The organism is Flavobacteriaceae bacterium HL-DH10 (assembly GCA_031826515.1).
In the GTDB taxonomy this organism is placed as follows: Bacteria; Bacteroidota; Bacteroidia; order Flavobacteriales; family Flavobacteriaceae; genus Thalassobellus; species Thalassobellus suaedae.
Genome location: CP134536.1, coordinates 46,250 through 65,378 on the forward strand (window position 1 = coordinate 46,250; position 19,129 = coordinate 65,378).

10 protein-coding genes are annotated in these 19,129 nt (G+C 32.9%); 1 reads left to right on the forward strand and 9 read right to left on the reverse strand.

All coding sequences use genetic code 11. From position 1 onward, the window contains the following. Positions 1 to 205 precede the first annotated feature (205 nt). The 9 genes from RHP49_00150 to RHP49_00190 form a co-directional block, all read right to left on the reverse strand. Complete coding sequence (locus tag RHP49_00150) at positions 206 to 832, reverse strand: polysaccharide lyase family protein (GenBank protein WNH14444.1); 627 nt, start codon at positions 830 to 832, stop codon at positions 206 to 208. An 86-nt stretch (positions 833 to 918) separates the two neighbouring features. Then, positions 919 to 2,742 (reverse strand): prolyl oligopeptidase family serine peptidase, encoded by a 1,824-nt coding sequence (locus tag RHP49_00155; GenBank protein WNH12686.1) that lies wholly within the window; start codon positions 2,740 to 2,742, stop codon positions 919 to 921. A 448-nt stretch (positions 2,743 to 3,190) separates the two neighbouring features. Then, positions 3,191 to 5,791 carry a DUF4982 domain-containing protein gene (locus RHP49_00160; protein WNH12687.1) on the reverse strand — a complete coding sequence of 867 codons (2,601 nt, stop codon included), beginning with the start codon at positions 5,789 to 5,791 and terminating at the stop codon, positions 3,191 to 3,193. A gap of 17 nt (positions 5,792 to 5,808) precedes the next feature. Then, a complete protein-coding gene (locus RHP49_00165; GenBank protein ID WNH12688.1) occupies positions 5,809 to 8,712 on the reverse strand; it encodes a glycosyl hydrolase 115 family protein in 2,904 nt (967 codons plus the stop codon). Between the two features lie 38 nt (positions 8,713 to 8,750). Next, positions 8,751 to 10,352, reverse strand: a complete 1,602-nt coding sequence (locus RHP49_00170) for a family 43 glycosylhydrolase (protein WNH12689.1) — start codon at positions 10,350 to 10,352, stop codon at positions 8,751 to 8,753. Positions 10,353 to 10,431: 79 nt separating this feature from the next. After that, positions 10,432 to 11,553 carry a glycoside hydrolase family 88 protein gene (locus RHP49_00175; protein ID WNH12690.1) on the reverse strand — a complete coding sequence of 374 codons (1,122 nt, stop codon included), beginning with the start codon at positions 11,551 to 11,553 and terminating at the stop codon, positions 10,432 to 10,434. Positions 11,554 to 11,571: 18 nt separating this feature from the next. Then, positions 11,572 to 14,313: a glycosyl hydrolase gene (locus tag RHP49_00180; protein ID WNH12691.1), complete on the reverse strand. Its 2,742-nt coding sequence runs from the start codon at positions 14,311 to 14,313 to the stop codon at positions 11,572 to 11,574. Positions 14,314 to 14,322: 9 nt separating this feature from the next. Then, complete coding sequence (locus tag RHP49_00185) at positions 14,323 to 15,039, reverse strand: oligogalacturonate lyase family protein (protein WNH14445.1); 717 nt, start codon at positions 15,037 to 15,039, stop codon at positions 14,323 to 14,325. Next, positions 15,039 to 15,584, reverse strand: coding sequence for a hypothetical protein (locus RHP49_00190; protein ID WNH12692.1), 546 nt, complete (start codon positions 15,582 to 15,584; stop codon positions 15,039 to 15,041). Before RHP49_00190 ends, RHP49_00185 begins: the two co-directional genes overlap by 1 nt. Before the next feature lie 423 nt (positions 15,585 to 16,007). Here RHP49_00190 and RHP49_00195 point away from each other — a divergent pair, with 423 nt between their 5' ends. After that, positions 16,008 to 19,121 (forward strand): TonB-dependent receptor, encoded by a 3,114-nt coding sequence (locus RHP49_00195; protein ID WNH12693.1) that lies wholly within the window; start codon positions 16,008 to 16,010, stop codon positions 19,119 to 19,121. Positions 19,122 to 19,129: the final 8 nt, after the last annotated feature.

Sequence of the window (19,129 nt, forward strand, 5' to 3'; positions counted from 1 at the left end):
TATTAGCTCTAGTAATATCCCTTTCAAAGTATCGTTTGGGTATTTGTTCTAATATAAAGTTCAAACTCTAGCATTAAGGCAAGATAAAAGACAAAATTCCTTTATTATAAAGTTTCATTTCACAGTTAAAAACATAATCCTTTTATACAAATACAGGGGGAATATATTTAAATACACTCCCTAATATTTTAAATTATACTTTTAATTATTTCTTTATTATTTTAATAGTAACTGGTTCATCCCCAATAATTCTTAAAAAATAAATGCCATCAGGTTTGCTTGAAATATCCAACTTCAAACTATTATGAATATTATTATGTTTTTGCGAATAAACTAACGAACCACTTATACTATACAATTCGGTAGTTACCTCATTTATAGTATTTGGGAGCAGCACATTAAAAATGCTGCTTGAAGGGTTTGGAAAAACTTTAATAGTCTTTTCAATTGGCAATTCATTTAAAGACAAAGTCGCTGTTAAATCACCTTCCAAACTAATATAGTCATACATCAAATGACTCGGATTTTGGTTTGATGGCATTAACAATGTAATAGTGTTATTTCCAATCTTAAGTTTATTATATGGGATATCGAAAGTTTGAATGCCGTACTTAGCATGATTCGATTGCCTAATTAAGGCATTTCCCCCAGTAGGTACGCCATTTAAATAAGTTTGATAAAAATAACTTCCATTAACTTTCATCCATAATTGTGCATAATCTGCACTAGCAAATGCAACAGTAAGTTTAGCATTCCCAGTTGTAGGTATGTCGCCAGTTAAATCAAAGTTGAAATTCCAATCCCATGCTTGTGGAGTACCATCAGATGTAATGTATTTAGTATAAGCATAAAGTAATACTTATAAAAAATTTCATCTACAATATTGTATTCTATTTGGTTAGAATTAGAAAAGTAATATTAAAAATATAAGATAAAATACACTTTTACAGGGTTATTTGGTCTGTTTTTTTTTATTTTAATTAACAACGAATTTGGTATTCTAAACACACTGCCATGCCTAGTACCTTTTGGAAACTGAATACTATCTGAAATATCTTTCCAGGTTTTTAAATCTTTAGATTGAATGGCTCCATATTTATGATCTCTATATTTATCGAAATACACAATCCAATTACCATTAATATTAATAGCGGTTGGACCTTCTGCCCAATAGTTTCCTGTAATAGGTTCACTAGCTTCTGTATAAGGACCTGTTAATTTATCGGAAAATGCAATTTTTAAGTTTTTTTGAACTGGTTTTTTGGTTTCATCCTTCAAGAACATGATGTATTTATTGTTTTGCCTTTGAATAGTAGCATCAATAACATTAAATCCAGGGTCGTATAACAATTTTGTATCACTAAAAGTTTTAAAATCTTTAGTAATTGTATAATACATTCTATGATTGTAACCGCTATCTTCAGTAGATTGTGTTTCTGGAAAAGCACCAATTATTGTAGATGCCCAATACATCATATATTCTTTATTAACCTCATCATAAGTAATTTCAGGTGCCCATGTATTGCGTGTTTTTTGCTCATGTTGCATTACAGGAATAAACTGTTGTTCCGACCAATTTATTAAATCTTTAGAATTCGCATACCCAATGCCTTTATCTGTCCAACTCACGGTCCACACCATATGATATAAACCATCGCCTCCTTTTATAATACACGGGTCGCGCATTAATTTATCTTTACCAACTTCTGGAGTTAAAAAAGATGTATCATTTTTTAAAGATTCCCATGTATAACCATCTTCACTGTATGCTAAATGCAAGCCGTCTTCTCCGTTACCTTTAAAATAAGAAAACATAAAAACCTCCTTTTCAGGAATAAATTTATTCGCAATTAACCAATCTTCACAGGCTTTTGGCCAATTAAGATGGGTGCCAAATCTTCCCAAACCAAAACCATGTCCGCCATTTTCATAAATATGTATTTCTGCTGGTACTTTGTTTTCTTTTAATGCTAAGTAATAATTGATACTATTTTCAACGGGAACGGAACCATCATCTGTGGCATGAATTAAAATGGTTGGTGGTGTATCTTTGTTTACTTGTTTTTCATTGGAATATTTTGCAATTAATTTTTCTGAAGGCTCTTTCCCTAAAAGATTTACTTTTGAACCGTTATGAGTAATACCTTCTTCCATAGAGATTACAGGATAAATTAACATGGAGAAATCTGGTCTAGCACTTATTTCATCTGAAGCATACACATTGTCATTATAATGTGTAGATATGGTTGAAGCTAAATGACCGCCTGCAGAAAAACCAATAACCCCGATTTTATTAGAATCTATATGCCATTCTTTAGCATTTCGTCTTATGGTTCTTATAGCTTCTTGTGCATCTTGAAGCGGACCAATAGTTTTATCATTCATTATAAGATCACTTGGCAATCTATATTTAAGAACAAAAGCAGAAATTCCAATTGAATTTAACCATTCTGCAATTTTGTCGCCTTCTTTATCATGTGATAAAACACCATAGCCTCCACCAGGACAAATAACAACCGCTGCATTATTTGTATTAGTATCTGCTAAAAACACTTTTAACCTAGGATTAATAACTTTTAGAATACCAGTAGCTTCTCCTTTAGAATTTAATCGAAATACTTCTTGATAATCTTTATTTTCTATTGAATTAGGGACTTTATCCCATAGCGGTATTTCTTTGGTTTGAGAATACATACTAATAGTAATTCCTAAAATTAAGCTTAAAAATAATGTCTTATTCATTTTGTTCATAATAACTCTTTATTTTTTAATTTTTTGTGAAAGTTGCTATAAGCTTTCGTAAAATTCAATTTCGACTATTCTTAATTGTCCTTTTGCGTTAGCACCTTCTTTATCTTTAAACATGTCTAATTCTTTATTGGGATCCACTTCAACAATCTTATTAAAAGCATCATTATCTGTATTTACTCCAATTAATTCAATAGTTATTTCCTTTGCTAAAACTGGTTTTAATGGAATTGTTATATACCCTAAACTTTGTTGTGTGTTCCCTTGATAAACAATTTTATTATCTGCTAATATACGAATAGGATAACTTTTTCTTCTCCAACCTGTAAATTTGGCAACACATTGATTTACTACCGATGGTTTCGTTAAAATATAAGTTATTTTTCCAGTTTTTATTCTCCCATCGTTAGCCCATTCAGATAATTCATTATCATCAAAACTATTATATACAGTTTCCTGATTTGATAAAGCTGTTGCTGAAGCTATAAAAGCTGGTTTTCTTTTTTATGGTATAAGAATCTGTTTTTGGTGTTGGACCTCTATCTAAATATGAAGTCATATCATGGTTGGGTAATTGTGTTGAAAGTCCATTATTTGATTCAAAAAAACTAGTATTCAAAGTTATTTTTGAAGATTTTAATCCTTTTGATTTGGCAATGAGATTGATATTATCAGGTTTAATCCCAGAACGAATCATAATTCTATTAATACCATTTTCAACAGGTATTTTTTCAGAAAGGATATAGTTGTCCTCTGGTCCTTTGGCAATACCACCTAACCAGGTAGCATCTCCTTTTAAAGAAAATTCAATAAGACTATTATCAATGGGGCATCTATTACCATTTTTATCAACAACCTCAACATCAATTAAAGCCACGTCTGCTCCATTAGCCATAAAACCTTTAGGGTTTGTATGCGGTGTTAATTTAATTTCGAAAGGTTTTCCTGCTGTTAATTTATATGCTTCACTAACAACCTTCCCATTAATATCATAACTCACAGCTTTTAATTCTCCTGCTTCCCATTGAATGCTTTCGAAAGTGAATAAAAACTGCTTGCTTTGTTTACCAAAACCTTTAGATTTTCCATTTATAAAAAGCTCAACCTTTTCACCAGAAGAAACCACGTATATGTTTTTTACAACATCTTTTGTGTAATTCCAATGTCCTATAATATGACTTCGGTGGTTTTCAATATCTACCCAACCATCCCACATAACCTGATGTGCAAAAAAACCATCTTTTGGAATACGCATGGGATCTACTTCACCACTTCTTCTATAATTTTCGGCACCTCTAAAATGGGTGTTAGTATCAGAAAAAATAATATTCACGCCACCAGAACTTACTCGATGTCCAGTTCCAGGTCTTTCTATATAATAGTCGTACCAGCGTGTTACATTTTCTATAGCGTGAGAATCTTGATTGCGATTATAAGGACTTGCATCCTTTACTTTACTTCCGTTAACATTGGCATGTGTGGTACCCCCTTCTCCATCTTTATGATATGGCGGACTAAATTCATCCCAATATTTACGCAAGCCTTCATCTCTGGAATATTCAGTTGCCCAAAGTGGTTTTCTAGCGCTTTTATTGATATACAACATTTCTCCTCCATACTCTGCTTCTTGACTGTCTAGCATTTCACGTGAGCCAATAGCTCGCCCTCCATTGGGATCATAAGTGTTCCTAATACTTTTCATCTCAAACATATGAGGCTCACTAATCACCTCGTTTCCGCATTCATAAAAAATAATACTTGGGTTATTTCTGTTATAAATAATAGCATCTCGCATTAACGAAACACGTTGTTTCCAATTCGCCCCTTTTGAATCTCTTTCGGCATCTCCAGCAGGCATGGCTTGCATCAACCCTACTCTATCACACGACTCAATGTCTTGCTTCCATGGTGTTACGTGCATCCATCTTACTAAATTAGCATTGCTTTCAACCATCATTCTGTTGGTAAAATCGCTTAACCAAGCGGGAACCGACATACCTATTGCTGGCCATTCATTACTGGTACGTTGTGCATAGCCTTTAATTTGAATAACTCTATCATTTAAAACAACTTCTCCATTTTTAAATGCTGTTTTTCGGAAACCAGTTTTGGTAATTACTTCATCAACAATTTTACCATCAACTTTTAAAATAGATTTTACAGTGTATAAATAGCCATATCCCCAGCTCCAAAAATGCAAATCACTTACATCTTTGTTAGCTTTTAATATTTTTGTTTCTCCTTTTGAAATATTGATTTTACCTCCAGAAAAAGCATCAATTTTATTTCCGTTAATATCATAAACTTCAACTTCTAGCTCAACCGTTTTAGTTGTGTTGAATTCATTTTTAATTTCAGATTCAACATGTACGGAAGCACTTGCGCTATTTATATCAATATCTTTTGCATACACATAAACCCCAGTGGTTTTTAAATTAGAATATAAGGGTAACGTTTGATATAATTTATCGGTAATATGTAAGTATACATTTTTTGGAATACCGCCCAGATTAACATTAAAATTTGTATTATTCCAACGGTAACTTGCTCCTGTTGCCTTTTCTTTATATTTCCAATCGTTATCAATACGAAGTGCTATAATGTTTTCGAAAGGATATGGTTTTACCAACTTGGAAATATCTAAACCAAAAGCCATCACACCATTTTCGTGCATACCAACTTTTTGTCCGTTTACATAAATTATTCCACCTTGACGAATGCCTTCAAATTCTATAAAAACTTTTTTATTTGTTATGCCTTCTGGTAATTTAAATGCTTTTCTATACCAAACAATACCAGTGGTAAAATCGGTTATTTCTTTTTGAAACGTTTCTTTTTGGTTATAAGCATATGGAAGTGTAACAGATTGCCAATTTTGGTCATTAAAGCTTACTTCTTGAGCATTTTTGAAATCACCAGGTTTTAATTTCCAATCTGAATTAAAGTTGAATTTGGTTCTTTTAAATTCTTGAGATTGTAATTTAGGTACAGTCGATAAAAAGAATAATAAAAGAAAAACAATAAGTAACTTTGCTTTATTCATGTGATTTTTAAAATTTATTACTTTAAAGAATTCAGTCTAGTTTCAGGCATTAATTTATAAGGTATCTGGGTTTGGTTTCTTGTATTTAAAACAAAATAATCTAACAATACGCCAGGATCAAACATATAGATTCTAAGCTTTTGTTTCCCTGTACTTTTAATAGGTACCTGTATTTGTTTTAAGGCTTTATTACTAAGCACATTTTGTTTCCATGTATTGCTTCTGCCTTCTGTTTTAAAATTGATTAATTGAATAGGCTCATTATTCCATTGTACCGCAATTCTAAGTTCACTATCGGTTGTTAAGGGATGCGTTGGTATAGCTACCAATGTAAGATTTGCAGTTTCGCTAATTGTTTCCGTATACATCTCATATTCTAAAAATGGTGCGTTTTCTTGATTTAATATAGGAGACACTTTTAGTAGATTAGATTGCATTACAGATTTTGAATGCCCTAAACCTCTAATTTCTTTCCACTTTAAAGTATCTATATCGTTTTTTTTAGAAAAGTGATTTGCATACATAACAGCCATTCCGTTTTTTTCAATAAAACTGGTTTCGGGAATGGAATTATAGCTTTTTGAAATATTAATTTGAATGTTTTTTTCTTCGGAATTTGTTTCGATTTTAAAAGTTTTAGAAGTTTGTTCTCCTGCTTTTTTCCATGCATTCCAATCGATAGAAATAAATACACGCTCTTCATCAATATTAGAAACATTTAAATTACCCGAAGTCTTACTTAATTTTACCCATTTAGGAAAGTCATTAAAAGACCAAGAACCATGGTCAGTATGCTTTAAATAGATATCGATAAAATACGATTTTATATCGTTTACATAAAATGTTGGTATTTGTAATGCTCCTTCACTAGTTGTTAATGTATCTTCAACTGAAATACCAATTGCTTCTTTCGTATTCGTTTTAGACAAAATTATTTCTGGATCATCGTAAACGGGAAGCTTTCTAGGTTTCATGTCCATCATCCCTTCCCATTTTCTATTGGATAACATATTATATTTTTTAGTTAAAGCTTCTATTTCATTATAAGCTTGATGAGATAGCTTTGCATAATTAGAAGCACTTTTTCTACCTTGTTTTGCATAAATCATTGCTTTGTCTCTAAATAAGAATTTCTTATTCATATGAGAAGATGCCTTAACAGGGTAACCAACTAATTGTGTAAACGCACTTTTTAAATTTCCTGATAATTGTGTTTCAATAACTTGAACTTGTTTTTCAATAGCGTCGTACGCATCAATTCTTTTTTGAATTTCATCACCATTTGCTAAGGTATTGTAAGCTGTATTTGCGATTGGAGTTGTTGGCTCGGTTTGGCTCCAGCCCATAAATTCTGGTTTACGCTCAAAAGCCAATTGAAAATAATCTTCTCTAATTTTAGAAATACTATTTCCCAGTTCTGAACCAAATATTTCGCTATAAAACTCTTGCTGGTGAGTTGCAATATATTCTGGGTTTTGAAACTTACTGGCATCATAAGCCATATCTAAAAACAGTTGTGTATTGTATTCCGCAGGTTTTATATCACCTACATTTATTATCCAAATTTTTCGATTATTTAGATTGTAAGCTTTCATCATTTCTTCATGTATCAAATACGGGTTGGTAGTACTCAACCATAAATAATCATGCGGTCTTCCCCAATAGGATGCATGGTAGTAAACACCACTACCACCAGAACGTTTTTGTTCATCTGCATTGCTTAATGCGCGAATGTATCCATAATTATCATCGGTCCAAACAAGAGTAATATCATCAGAAACTTTAAGTCCAGCTTTATATAAATCTAAAACTTCTTTATAAACGGTAAAGGCTTGCGGAACTTGCGTGACATCCAGATTGATGTGTTTTTTAAGCATATCCCTTTGGTCTTTAATAATACCGTCTAGTAAAGCAACAGCTTCGTCGTTACTTTTTACACCTTCCATACCACTATCGTGAACACCTCGCATGCCTATAGTGTATATGGCATTTATATCTTTAGCTTCTTTAACACGGTCTTCCCAATACTTATATACATTGTCTTTATTGGTTTTATAATTAAAATGACCATATGTATCTTCACTCCATTCATCCACATTGTTACGCAGCATAGGTTCGGCATGTGAGGTGCCTATGATGATGTTATAAACTTCAGCCATTTTTGCATTGTCATGATAGTAAAAAAACGCTTTGGTGCTTGGATGCATGGCTGGCCAAATAGTATTGGCATTTAAGCGTAATAACAATTCAAATATTTTAGAATACGTTTTTGGTCCAATATCACCTGTTTCTGGCTCAAATGTTTTGTCTGCCCAAGGCTGCAAGCCCCAATCTTCATCATTTAAAAAAATGCCGCGATACGCAACGGAAGGTGCATTACTATAAAAATCAGGTTGTTCTAAAATAAGTTCTTCACTTTGGGTAACCGGTACATCGGCCCACCAATACCAAGGATTTACGCCTATTTTTTTTGAGATATTAAAAATACCATAAGCAGTACCTCGTGGGTTAGTGCCTGCAATAATAAAAGCTTTTTTTATTTTTTTTGTTGGATTTGAAATGGTTTTATATAGATAACTTTCCCATTGATCTTTAAAGCCCTCCTTTAGTGTTTCATCTTTTAAAAAGACGTTTATGAGTGGTGAATCCATACTTCCGATGACAATCGTGTTTCCGTTGGCAGCATTTATATTGTTCACTACATTGAGCCTCTGATTGGTGACTTTATAAATATCTTCTGAAAGTAAGTGCGCAGTAATAGAATCTAAAGCTTTTCCCTTTTCGTAAAGAATTATGGCTTTGGTATTGTTATTATAAATTTCGAACACATTGGAAGTGTCATTCTTATAACTGATTGCGCTATTACACCCTATTAATAATAGTACTATTGTTGAACTTAATATTAGGCAAAAATACTTCATCTTATAATTTTACGAATTAATCCTTTCTATAACTTTTATTACTTCTTTACCAATACCACATCATCTATTTGACAACTACCACCAGCAGTTCCATAAGCATAAAAACCTACTTCTACTTTTCCGTTTTTTACTTCGATATTTTCTAGCGTTATTGTATACCAATTTTCAGTTTCATTTTTCCCGAAATAACTTTTTTGAACCCCTCCACTTTCAGCATACATTTTTAATGCTTTGAATTTTAGATTGTGCTTAACTTTAGCATACAAATTGTAGATACCATCCTGCAGGTCTACAAAAGGTGATGATTCTATAATCTGATATACTTTGCGTTTAAAAGTAACTTTATCTTCTATGTTCAAGCTTTTTTCACCAACAACTGTTTTTCGGTCTTCGCTAGTGTTGAAATAATTGAGTTGAGGGGATTCCGAATCGCCAACAACCACTGCATTCCCTTGATATACATAAGTTACCCAACCTGTTATATGTGCCTGAATAGGTTTTACTGGAGACGGTATTATTCTGCGGTCGGCTTCAAAACTAGCATTCTTAATATAATTATTATCATTGGCAACTTGCCATTCGCCAGAGGTTTCATTTAAGTTCCAAGAATTCAAGGAATTGAAATATGGCGTGTTGTCTTCGAAAGACATGGGCATCCATTGATTATATCCCAGACCATTACCTGCGAAATTTGCCCAACGGTCGCCACAATACACAACAGTTTCCTGCTCTGTACCCTTAACATTTACAAAAAAGCCCGTTTGGGTAATATGTGCAAAGTCATCCATACACCCTGGTGTAATAAGCATTTCGTTGGTCGGTTTGTAAGGTCCTTTAATATCATCGGCCACAAGGTAATATGCATAGGAAGAATCCCAACCATAAAGGTTCGAAGCAAATACATAATATTTTCCGTTGTACTTAAACATACAATTGCCTTCTCGCCCTTTTCCTTTAAAAATTTGAATGCAATCGAGTAGCGTTACCTTGCCATCTTTAACCCCAATTTCTGAAATATAAATTTTGTTTCTACCGCTTCCATAAGAATAAACCAAATACGATACCCCCGTATCGTAGTCAGTAAACACGCTTTGGTCGCCTGTGTTTGGCGTACCTATCCTGTCGGTCATATCTAATCTTTCGTGCCATTTAAAAGGTCCTGTAGGCTTGTCTGCTATAGTAATTAGCACTTGATTATTATGCTGAATTAATAAAGCATATTTTTTTAGTTCTTTAACATAAGAAACGCCTAATCTTCCCATCCAGCCGGTTCTAGGGTAATTCTTATCGATTTCTGCTTTGGTGAGTACAGGCTCTTCCTCTGTCCAATTGACTAAATCTGTAGAGGTATAGCAGCTTACAGCGACAAAATGATTTCGTTCGTAAGTCATGGTTGGATTATCTCTAAACAATTCAGCTTCTTTGTAATGCACGCCATACCAATAATATTTTTCTTCACCAGTTATTTCATCTGCAAATCTAAAAATCCCACCCCCTTGACTGTAAATAGGTTTTCCTTCAACAGTATTCCAAAACTGGTCATTTTTAATGTTATTAAATTGTGCAAAAAGTGAAGTATTAACAATAAGCATTAATGAAATTACTAAAAGCCTAGATTGCCTTTTCTTAAGAATTTTCATGATTTAAAGTCTAAATGTTTCTGTTTTAACCAAAAAAGTATCTTGGTTTTGCCAAGATACTTTTTAAAAAAATATAAAATTATTGTATCCTATAAACTTCAGCACCTGCCAATAAGAAACAGCCTAAACCATAATCTTCAAAATCGGGTACTTTATCATAAGAAAGAGGTTGTCCATCTTTTGGTTCTTTCCCTGTAGATTGTAAGTAACCTAAAAAGCCATTGTCGTGTAAGCTTTCTTTAATCATAGCATTCCACGCTTTTTCAATAACAGGAAGGTATTTACCTTTATCTAGAATGCCATTATTTACACCATACGCCATGCCATAAACAAACAAAGCGGTTCCAGAGGTTTCTTTACCTCCAAAATGTTTCGGATCGTGCAAGCTTACATTCCAAAAACCATCTTTTCTTTGGATAGGTACTAAGGCTTCTGCCATCGATTTTAAATCGATAATATATTGCTCTCTGTGAGGTGCATCTTTAGGGATAATCGATAATGTTTTTGCTAATGCCGCAATGACCCAACCATTACCGCGACTCCAATATGAATCTTCTCCGTTAGGTTCTGTATAAGGCGGATCGAAATCGGCATCACGCCACCAAAGCCCATCTATAGGGTTAAAAAGTCCGTTATCGCCATGGTTATTTCTTGTATACATATACATATCGTACATTTTCTCGTAATAGCGATTATCATTTTCCAAAACACCTAACTTGGCAAAAACAGGCATGCCCATTTGTATCGCATCAATCCAAGACCAATCATCTAATTGCGGTGTGTTTAGCAACATATTTATAGTTGCTTTGGTACTCTTTAATTTTTTTGAATCAGGTTCTAAATTGTATAAATCAATATAAGTTTGTGCGGCACAATAATCGTCAGCATTTCTATTAGCACTACCGTTTCTAAAACCCCATTTATGAAATTCTGCCCAATCATAGGCGTAATTATAATAAGCCTCTTTTGGATAAATTTCATGTAATGCCATTAAACCTTCATAATAAACACCACGTGTCCATATATGACTCGGACGTTCTTTATTGGTTACTATGGTTTTTCCAACATCTTGCCATTTATTCATAAAATATTGATTAGCAAGTTGCATGTTTTCTAAAACTTTCTTCTTGTCTGAAATTTGACAAAAAGCTGTTTGTAAACTTAAAACTGAAAGGCAAGCAATTAATATGTGTTTTTTCATTTTATAAAAGTATGTAAATTAATTCATTTTTAAAGCTGTTAGTGTTACTGGACCAAGAATACCGGATGGCATAGGGTTCCATTTTGTAGCATCAAACTTATTATAGTCCTTATCTACCATATTTATTTCATAGAAATTTTTCCATTCTTCACCTCTAAGTTCTTTGGCACGAATTCTATTTGCTGATAAATTGGTAACTTCAAGCGTCATTTTGTTTTTGCCTTTTTTAAGTTTACCAATATTGATTTCAAATGGATTTGCCCATAATGTTCCCAAATAAGTATCATTAATCCAAACTTTAGCGCTTTCTCTAACATCGCCTAATTTAAGTAACCAATTTTCTGCAGTTGCATCTGGATTCTCAAATTCAATAGTGTATTTAGCCGTTCCAGAGAAATTTTCAGCGTCTTTACTTAAAGTAGTCCAAGATGTTAACTCAGAAATAACACCATTTTTTGGTAAAGCTGGACCACCTCTTAAAAATGAAATATTCCAGTTACCTTCAATATTATAAGAAGAATTACTTTCTTCAAAATAATTCCAATCCTTTACAGAAGTATTTTTGTTCGTTTTTAAAAATAAAGATTCGCCTGGTTTTATCTGTACTTTAACTAGCGTTGTGTTTCCTTCATTTTTTATTTTTGCTTTACCAAAAACAGACGAATTTGGATTGAAAATAATGACTTCTTCAAAGTTACCATTTATAGGAATAAATTGATTAACAGCTCGAGAAGTGTGGTTGACTAAGTAATAAATTTTATCACCATTATTATCGCGTCTAATAAATTTTAAACCAGTTTCTACTAATTTTTCTGGTCGAACATTAGCTTCATTTAAATCAGAAAAAATATCTTCTGAAGGATAAATAATAGATTTATTATCTGAAATCATTTTTTGCATGGCTTCATTCTGTTCAGCATAATTCTTAAATCCAGGAACCGATTTTGGAAGATTTTGAAAAATAATTTTAGCGCCTTGTTTCTTTAATTCTATTAACTTTTTTAAAGTAGCTAAAGGCATATTTGTTGAAGTAGGAACTACTAACGTTTTGTAATTTCCGCCTGGTAATTTTATTTTTCCATTTTCAAAAGTGGCTGTTTCAATAAAATTATCTGAAACAAAATCCAAACCATACCCTTTTTCCATAAGGCTTTTAGTGGTTTCATAAAAAGGTTGATTATGCAACCATTCATCTAAAGAATGTATTTTAAACTGAAAAAATAAATTGTTATTTAAATACGAATTCCAAACATCATAAATAGGCCAATACAATAGGTTTTCGTTATCAGGATTACCTGATTGTAAAAACGATTGACAATTGGCTATGTAGTTGAATAATTGACTTTCATCTTCACCTAAAGCAAGATTAGGATTGAAATTTACCGAAGCATAAAATTTCCACCCTGGCCATTGCGCGCGTTCTGGGGAATACGTTGTTCCATGCAAAAACACATGGTTTACACCGTTTAACAATAAATCTTCAACTTCTGGTTTACACTGTGATAACGCCACTTTAAAATGGTCACGCAACCAAGTAAAAGTTTCTGATGACGTTAAAGGTTTTCCTGAAATATGTGCCGCCGATGAAGAAAATTTCAGCATAACGGGATCTGCGTCGCCTTCTCTTATATCTTCTTTTTCTCTTCGTAAACCAGGAATGTCGTAGGGCATAGAACCGAAAGTTTCACATTCAGGAATATCAGCCGAAGCATATAAATCAATTAAATTACCTGGAGAACCATGTGCTTGTAATCTAGATTTAAAATTGTGTTTGTTTGCCCACTGCGTCCAAGGATTATCAAACTTATATAATAATAAATTTGATAAGGTTTCTCGGTAATCACTCTTAACTCTATTTCCCTCATTGGTATCTTCTTCAATTAATAATAATGGTAAATAGGGTTTTAAATCGTAACCTCTATAGTGTTCGAACGCTTCAAAAAATTTAGGTGTAAAATTGGTACCGTAAACTTCATAACTATCATTAAAAATAGAGCGAATTTTTCCATCGAAACCAACAAATGCTTCATCAAAAGACTTAACATATATATTTAATGCGTCTTCAGAATAATGATCTAAAGTAAACCCTTTAGCTCCTGGTGCTGCGCGTTTAACTTGCTGACCTGTTTTACCTGTAAAAACAGCATAAATAGTATAATTATCATCTTCTGCTTTCCAACTAATTGTATTGTCTTTTAGCAACGATGTTAAATCTATATAAGCACCTTTTTCTCCATAAGCCAAAAGATAATTAAGTGTTGCTGGTTGTCTTTCTTTAGGGTTTTCTACTTTAATTTCCTTTGAAAAAGTATGTCCTTTTTTTACATCATATTTTTGAGTGATGAGTTTTGTAGCTGCAAACTCTGGGGTAACTTGCGGTCCGCCATAAGGCCAACCAGTTCCCAAAGTTAAATCGACTTGCATACCCAAACTATCGGCAATTTTAGTAGTATAGCTTAGCATACTCATCCATTTAGGTGATAAATAATCTATAAAATTAGCTTCTTCGCCTTTAACACCATAAATAGGTGCTATTTCAACACCGCCAATGCCTACTTTTTGTAAATCAATTAAATTTTGTTTTATGTTAACCGAATCTACAGCACTTCCCATCCACCACCATCGCGTCCATGGTTTTTGTTGGTTTGTGATTTCTGATAACATTGAATTTTCAATATCGCTGCTACGCTCTTGAGATTTGGTGCAGGCAACTATTGAAAGCGTAAGTAAAATTAGAATAAAGTAATTTCTATTAAGCATCGTTTTAATTTAGTTTTGTTTTTTTATGTCGACAGCATATATCTGAGTATTCCCCTCAAAATTAGCTCTAAAAATAATTTGTTTTCCGTTAGGTGAAAAATGTACATTAGGTTCTAAATCATAATTATGATTTTTCATATTAACCAACTTAGTAGAAACCAAACTATCTCCCTTGGGTATAAAATGATAAAGCCACATACCATCTTCTGCATGAGCTACTTGACTTTCATCGCCACCATCGCCAGCAAACGTTTTCATATCTGGTGATATATTATAATGGATAGACCATTCATCTCTTTTTACCCCATAACGTTTTTCTTCTCCTGTTTTAAGATTTTTTCCTGCCAAATAGAATGTTTCTCCTCTTGGTATTTGTAAATCAAACCAAATAATTTTACCATCAGGACTAAAAAATTCATGACCAGCAATTTCTCTATGAACCGTTCTTTTGTGGATAAGTTGATTCTTTTTTGTTTTGATATTGATGTTCCAAATACGATCTACTTTATGCCATGGTCCTTCGTGGCAATACATTAAAATATCTGGGTCTGTTGGTGAAAACTGAATGTGATTTAACCAGGCATTTTCAGAATATATATTATTAAATTCTTTAGTATTTACATCTATAGTAATTAAACTTCTTTCAAGTTTTGCTTCATAAATTTTATCAAAATAACTCGATTTCTTTGGATTCTTTTTAAAAATCTCATTCTCTTCTTTTGTAATTAAAGCCCCCCTAAAAGGGTTTCATCAGCATTTAAACTAGTAACAGATCCAATAACATCATCATCAAATTTATAGATAAATTCTGTGTTGTGCGTATCGATATGAGTAGCAAATACACTATCTTTAATCATGTAAAATACTTTTCGTGTTTTAGCGCCAATTATTTCTCCTCTTTTATTTCCTTTTTGATCTGTTATTTGATCAATTTCTTTTGTCTTTAAATTGACCGATAAAAATTGATTGCCAGTTTCTGAACTTCCAGAAAAAATCATCAAATCGTCTGTACCGTTTTTTGATTTTAAAAATGGATTGTTATGAAAATAGAAACTTCTGTTACCTCCTACTCTATCAACTAATTTCTGTACTTTATGTCCTGTTGAAGCGTCAATCCAAATTTTAGTTAAAGAACTAGCTTTACTTGTTTCCTTTACAGGAATTTGTTCTTGCTCATTGGTTACTAAAACAGCCCCCCTATTTTTACATGAAAAGCACATAAAAAGAAAAGTAAAAAGCCCTATTTTTAAAATTTTTATACCAGAATTCATTTAATATCTACATACTATTCAGTAAAAATATTATCCTTTATTACAAATACCATCCTGTTGCATCCTGTGAACTAAAAATTATATCTAATTTAGATTTAAAAGTAAAATATTCAGTTAATCATATAAAAACAATAGTTTTTCTTTTATAAATCATACATGATGACCATTTCTATGAATTACTAAAATGACAATTTTATTAGATTTATTTTTAATATTTAATAAATTTCATGTATTTTTATTTCATAATGTATTATTTTTTTTCCATAACCCTTATAATATCTTAAATATGTGATTTTTAGAATTTTATAACAACAAAAACCGCAAACAATGATAAACACCTAATAATTAACAGGTAAGAGCAGGATGCCTTAATCATGTTTTATCTATAAGTTTGAAATAATTAACAACTAAACTAAATTTTTTATGAAAAACAAAGTTACTCTACTAATGAGTATAATTTTGTGTACTTTAATGTACACGTTCAGCTATGCTCAAGAAAAAAATGTAACAGGAACTGTTACAGATCAATCTAACCTCCCTCTACCTGGGGTTAATGTTATTGTTAAAGGAACTAGCCAAGGAGCAAGTACAGATTTCGACGGGAATTATAGTATAAGCGTAGCAACGGGTCAAACGCTTGTATTTTCTTACATAGGTTTTAAAACAACAGAAAAAGTAATAGGAAGCGAAAGCTCTTACAATATTGCTATGGAATCTGACAATGCGCAACTAGATGAAGTAATAGTTGTTGGGTATGGAACCCAAAAGAAATCGGATGTAACTGGTGCAATGGTTAGTGTAAGTGCTGAAGACATTACCTCTAGACCTGTAAATAATGCTGTGGAAGCCATTCAAGGAAAAGCTGCTGGTGTTGACATTAGTTCAAACGAAAGACCTGGACAACTTGGAAGTATTTCCATTCGTGGTGTACGTTCATTAACAGCATCTAATTCACCTCTTTATGTGTTGGATGGGATTCCATTAATAACAGGAGGAATTGAAAACGTAAACCCTCAGGATATTGAATCTATTGATATCCTAAAGGATGCATCGGCTACCGCTATTTACGGTTCGCGTGGTGCTAATGGTGTTGTTATCATTACAACTAAAAGGGGTAAAACAGGAAAAATGACGATAAGCATTAATAGTTCTTTACAATTAAATAAAAATCGTGAGTTTGCTCCAAGGATGAATGCCAGTGAATTTATTGATTATCGCCGTTGGGCTTATTATTATCAATCTTATAATGAGGAAACTGATACTTATGGACGACCTAGGGGTGATCAGCCAACTCTGGCTAATGATGAGGAAATATTCCCAGGTGATGACGTAGCTTTCGGCAATATTGAAAATGGATGGACAGGAGGAACCTGGGATCCTTCTGGAGTTATATCAACAGATTTTACTGATTTTATTACCCAAACAGCAATTACAACCCAAAACACCCTTAGTGTTAGTGGAGGAACAGATAAAATGAAAGCGTATGGGTCTTTTGGTGTTACTGATAATGAGGGTGTAATTGTAGGTCAAAGTTATAAGCGCTATAATGCTAATGTAAGTATTGACATTACACCTACTGATTGGTTTTCATTTGGTGGTAATATCAATGCAGCACAGGAAACCCAAGAATATGGTCAATCGACTTCTGGAAGTAGTGCGGTATCTGCTAGAGGTGGATTATACGATAGCGCCCTAAGCCTTTTTCAATATGCACTTCCTTATGATGCTAATGGTGATAGGGTTGAATTTCCTGGAGGGGATATTTCCTATAGAACGGTTATTGATGAGGAGAAATACTCTCAAGACCAACGTGTTTCGCTTAGGGCTTTTGGGAGTTTTTATGCCCAAGTAGATATAGGAGCCATTTTTCCTTTTTTAGAAGGTTTAAAATACCGTACAAATTTTGGTCCTGATATATCAAACTATCGTCGAGGTGTTTATGTTGATGGACAATCAGTAATTAGAACAGGTTCTAGTTATGCCTCTTTAGAAAAAAGACAAAGGGCTTCATATACATTAGATAACCTGTTATATTATGACAAGACCATTACAGACCATAATATTGGTGTTACATTGCTACAGAGTCAAACAGTATTTGATGAAGAAAGTAATTATATGGATGCGGAAAATATTCCTTTTGCAAGCCAAAAATGGAACGCATTAAACAATGATAATGTTACTATTGCTGGCTTCGATTCAGGTATTAGTGAAAGACAATTGTTGTCATACATGGCTCGTGTAAACTATAGTTTTGCTGACAAGTATTTATTAACTGTATCTGGCAGGTACGATGGGGCTTCCCAATTGGCCGACGGAAATAAATGGGCGTTTTTCCCAAGTGCTGCCCTAGGATGGCGTTTAGACAGGGAAAGCTTTTTGGAAAATTCCAGTTGGATCAATCAATTAAAATTACGTGCAGGTGTAGGTGTTACAGGTAATTCTGCAATTGATCCATATTCAACTCAAGGTGGGTTGTCACCGTTATTTTATGCTTTTGGAGGGTCAACTTCTGCTGGGATAACACCAGGTGTAACAAGAATTAATAATACAAATTATACACTTTTAGCAAATAAAAATTTGGGGTGGGAAAAAACAACCCAGTATAATTTCGGATTAGACTTTTCGTTATTAAATAGAAGGGTGTCTGGATCATTAGATGTTTATATGTCTAATACAACTGATTTGTTACTTCTAAAACAGATCCCAACAGTTACGGGTTATGATGCCACCTATGCCAACATTGGAGAAACAAAATCAAGTGGTATAGATTTAACACTTAGTACTGTTAATATTGAAGAGAGTGATTTTAAATGGTCAACCGATTTGAGTGCTTCGTACCAAACAAATGAGATTGTAGAATTATCTAATGGTAAGTTTGACGATATTAATAATGAATGGTTTATTGGTGAGTCTCAAAATGTTATTTACAATTATGAATCAAATGGTATTTGGAAAGAAGCGGATGCTGCCGAAATGGCTTTGTTTAATGCAAACGGGAGTAATTTTAGAGCAGGAAATGTTCGTCCAGTAGATCAAAATGGAGATTATATTATTGACCCCAATAACGACCGTGTTATTATTGGTAGTGAAATCCCTAAATATATTTTAGGTCTTACAAATACATTTAATTATAAAGGACTTGAATTATCTATATTTATGTATGGTAGAATGGGTTATACCTATAACGCAGGAGGCGAAGACTTAGGAGGTAGAGGAAATAATCGAAAAGTGGATTATTATACTGTAGCTGACGAGAATTCCGACTATCAAAGACCATTTTATACTCAAGGCAACGGAGATTCATATTCTTCGACTTTAGGATACCGTAGTGGAGATTTTGTGAAAATCAGAAACATATCTCTAGGCTACAATTTCTCTGATAGAATTACTAGTAAATTAGGTCTTTCTAAATTAAGAATATATGCCCAAGCAACTAATCCTGGATTCATTTTCAAAAAAGTAGATTGGATTGACTTGGATGTAAGAAGGTCAAATTCACTTAGAGGATTTACAACTGGAATTAATCTTGAATTTTAAGCTATGAA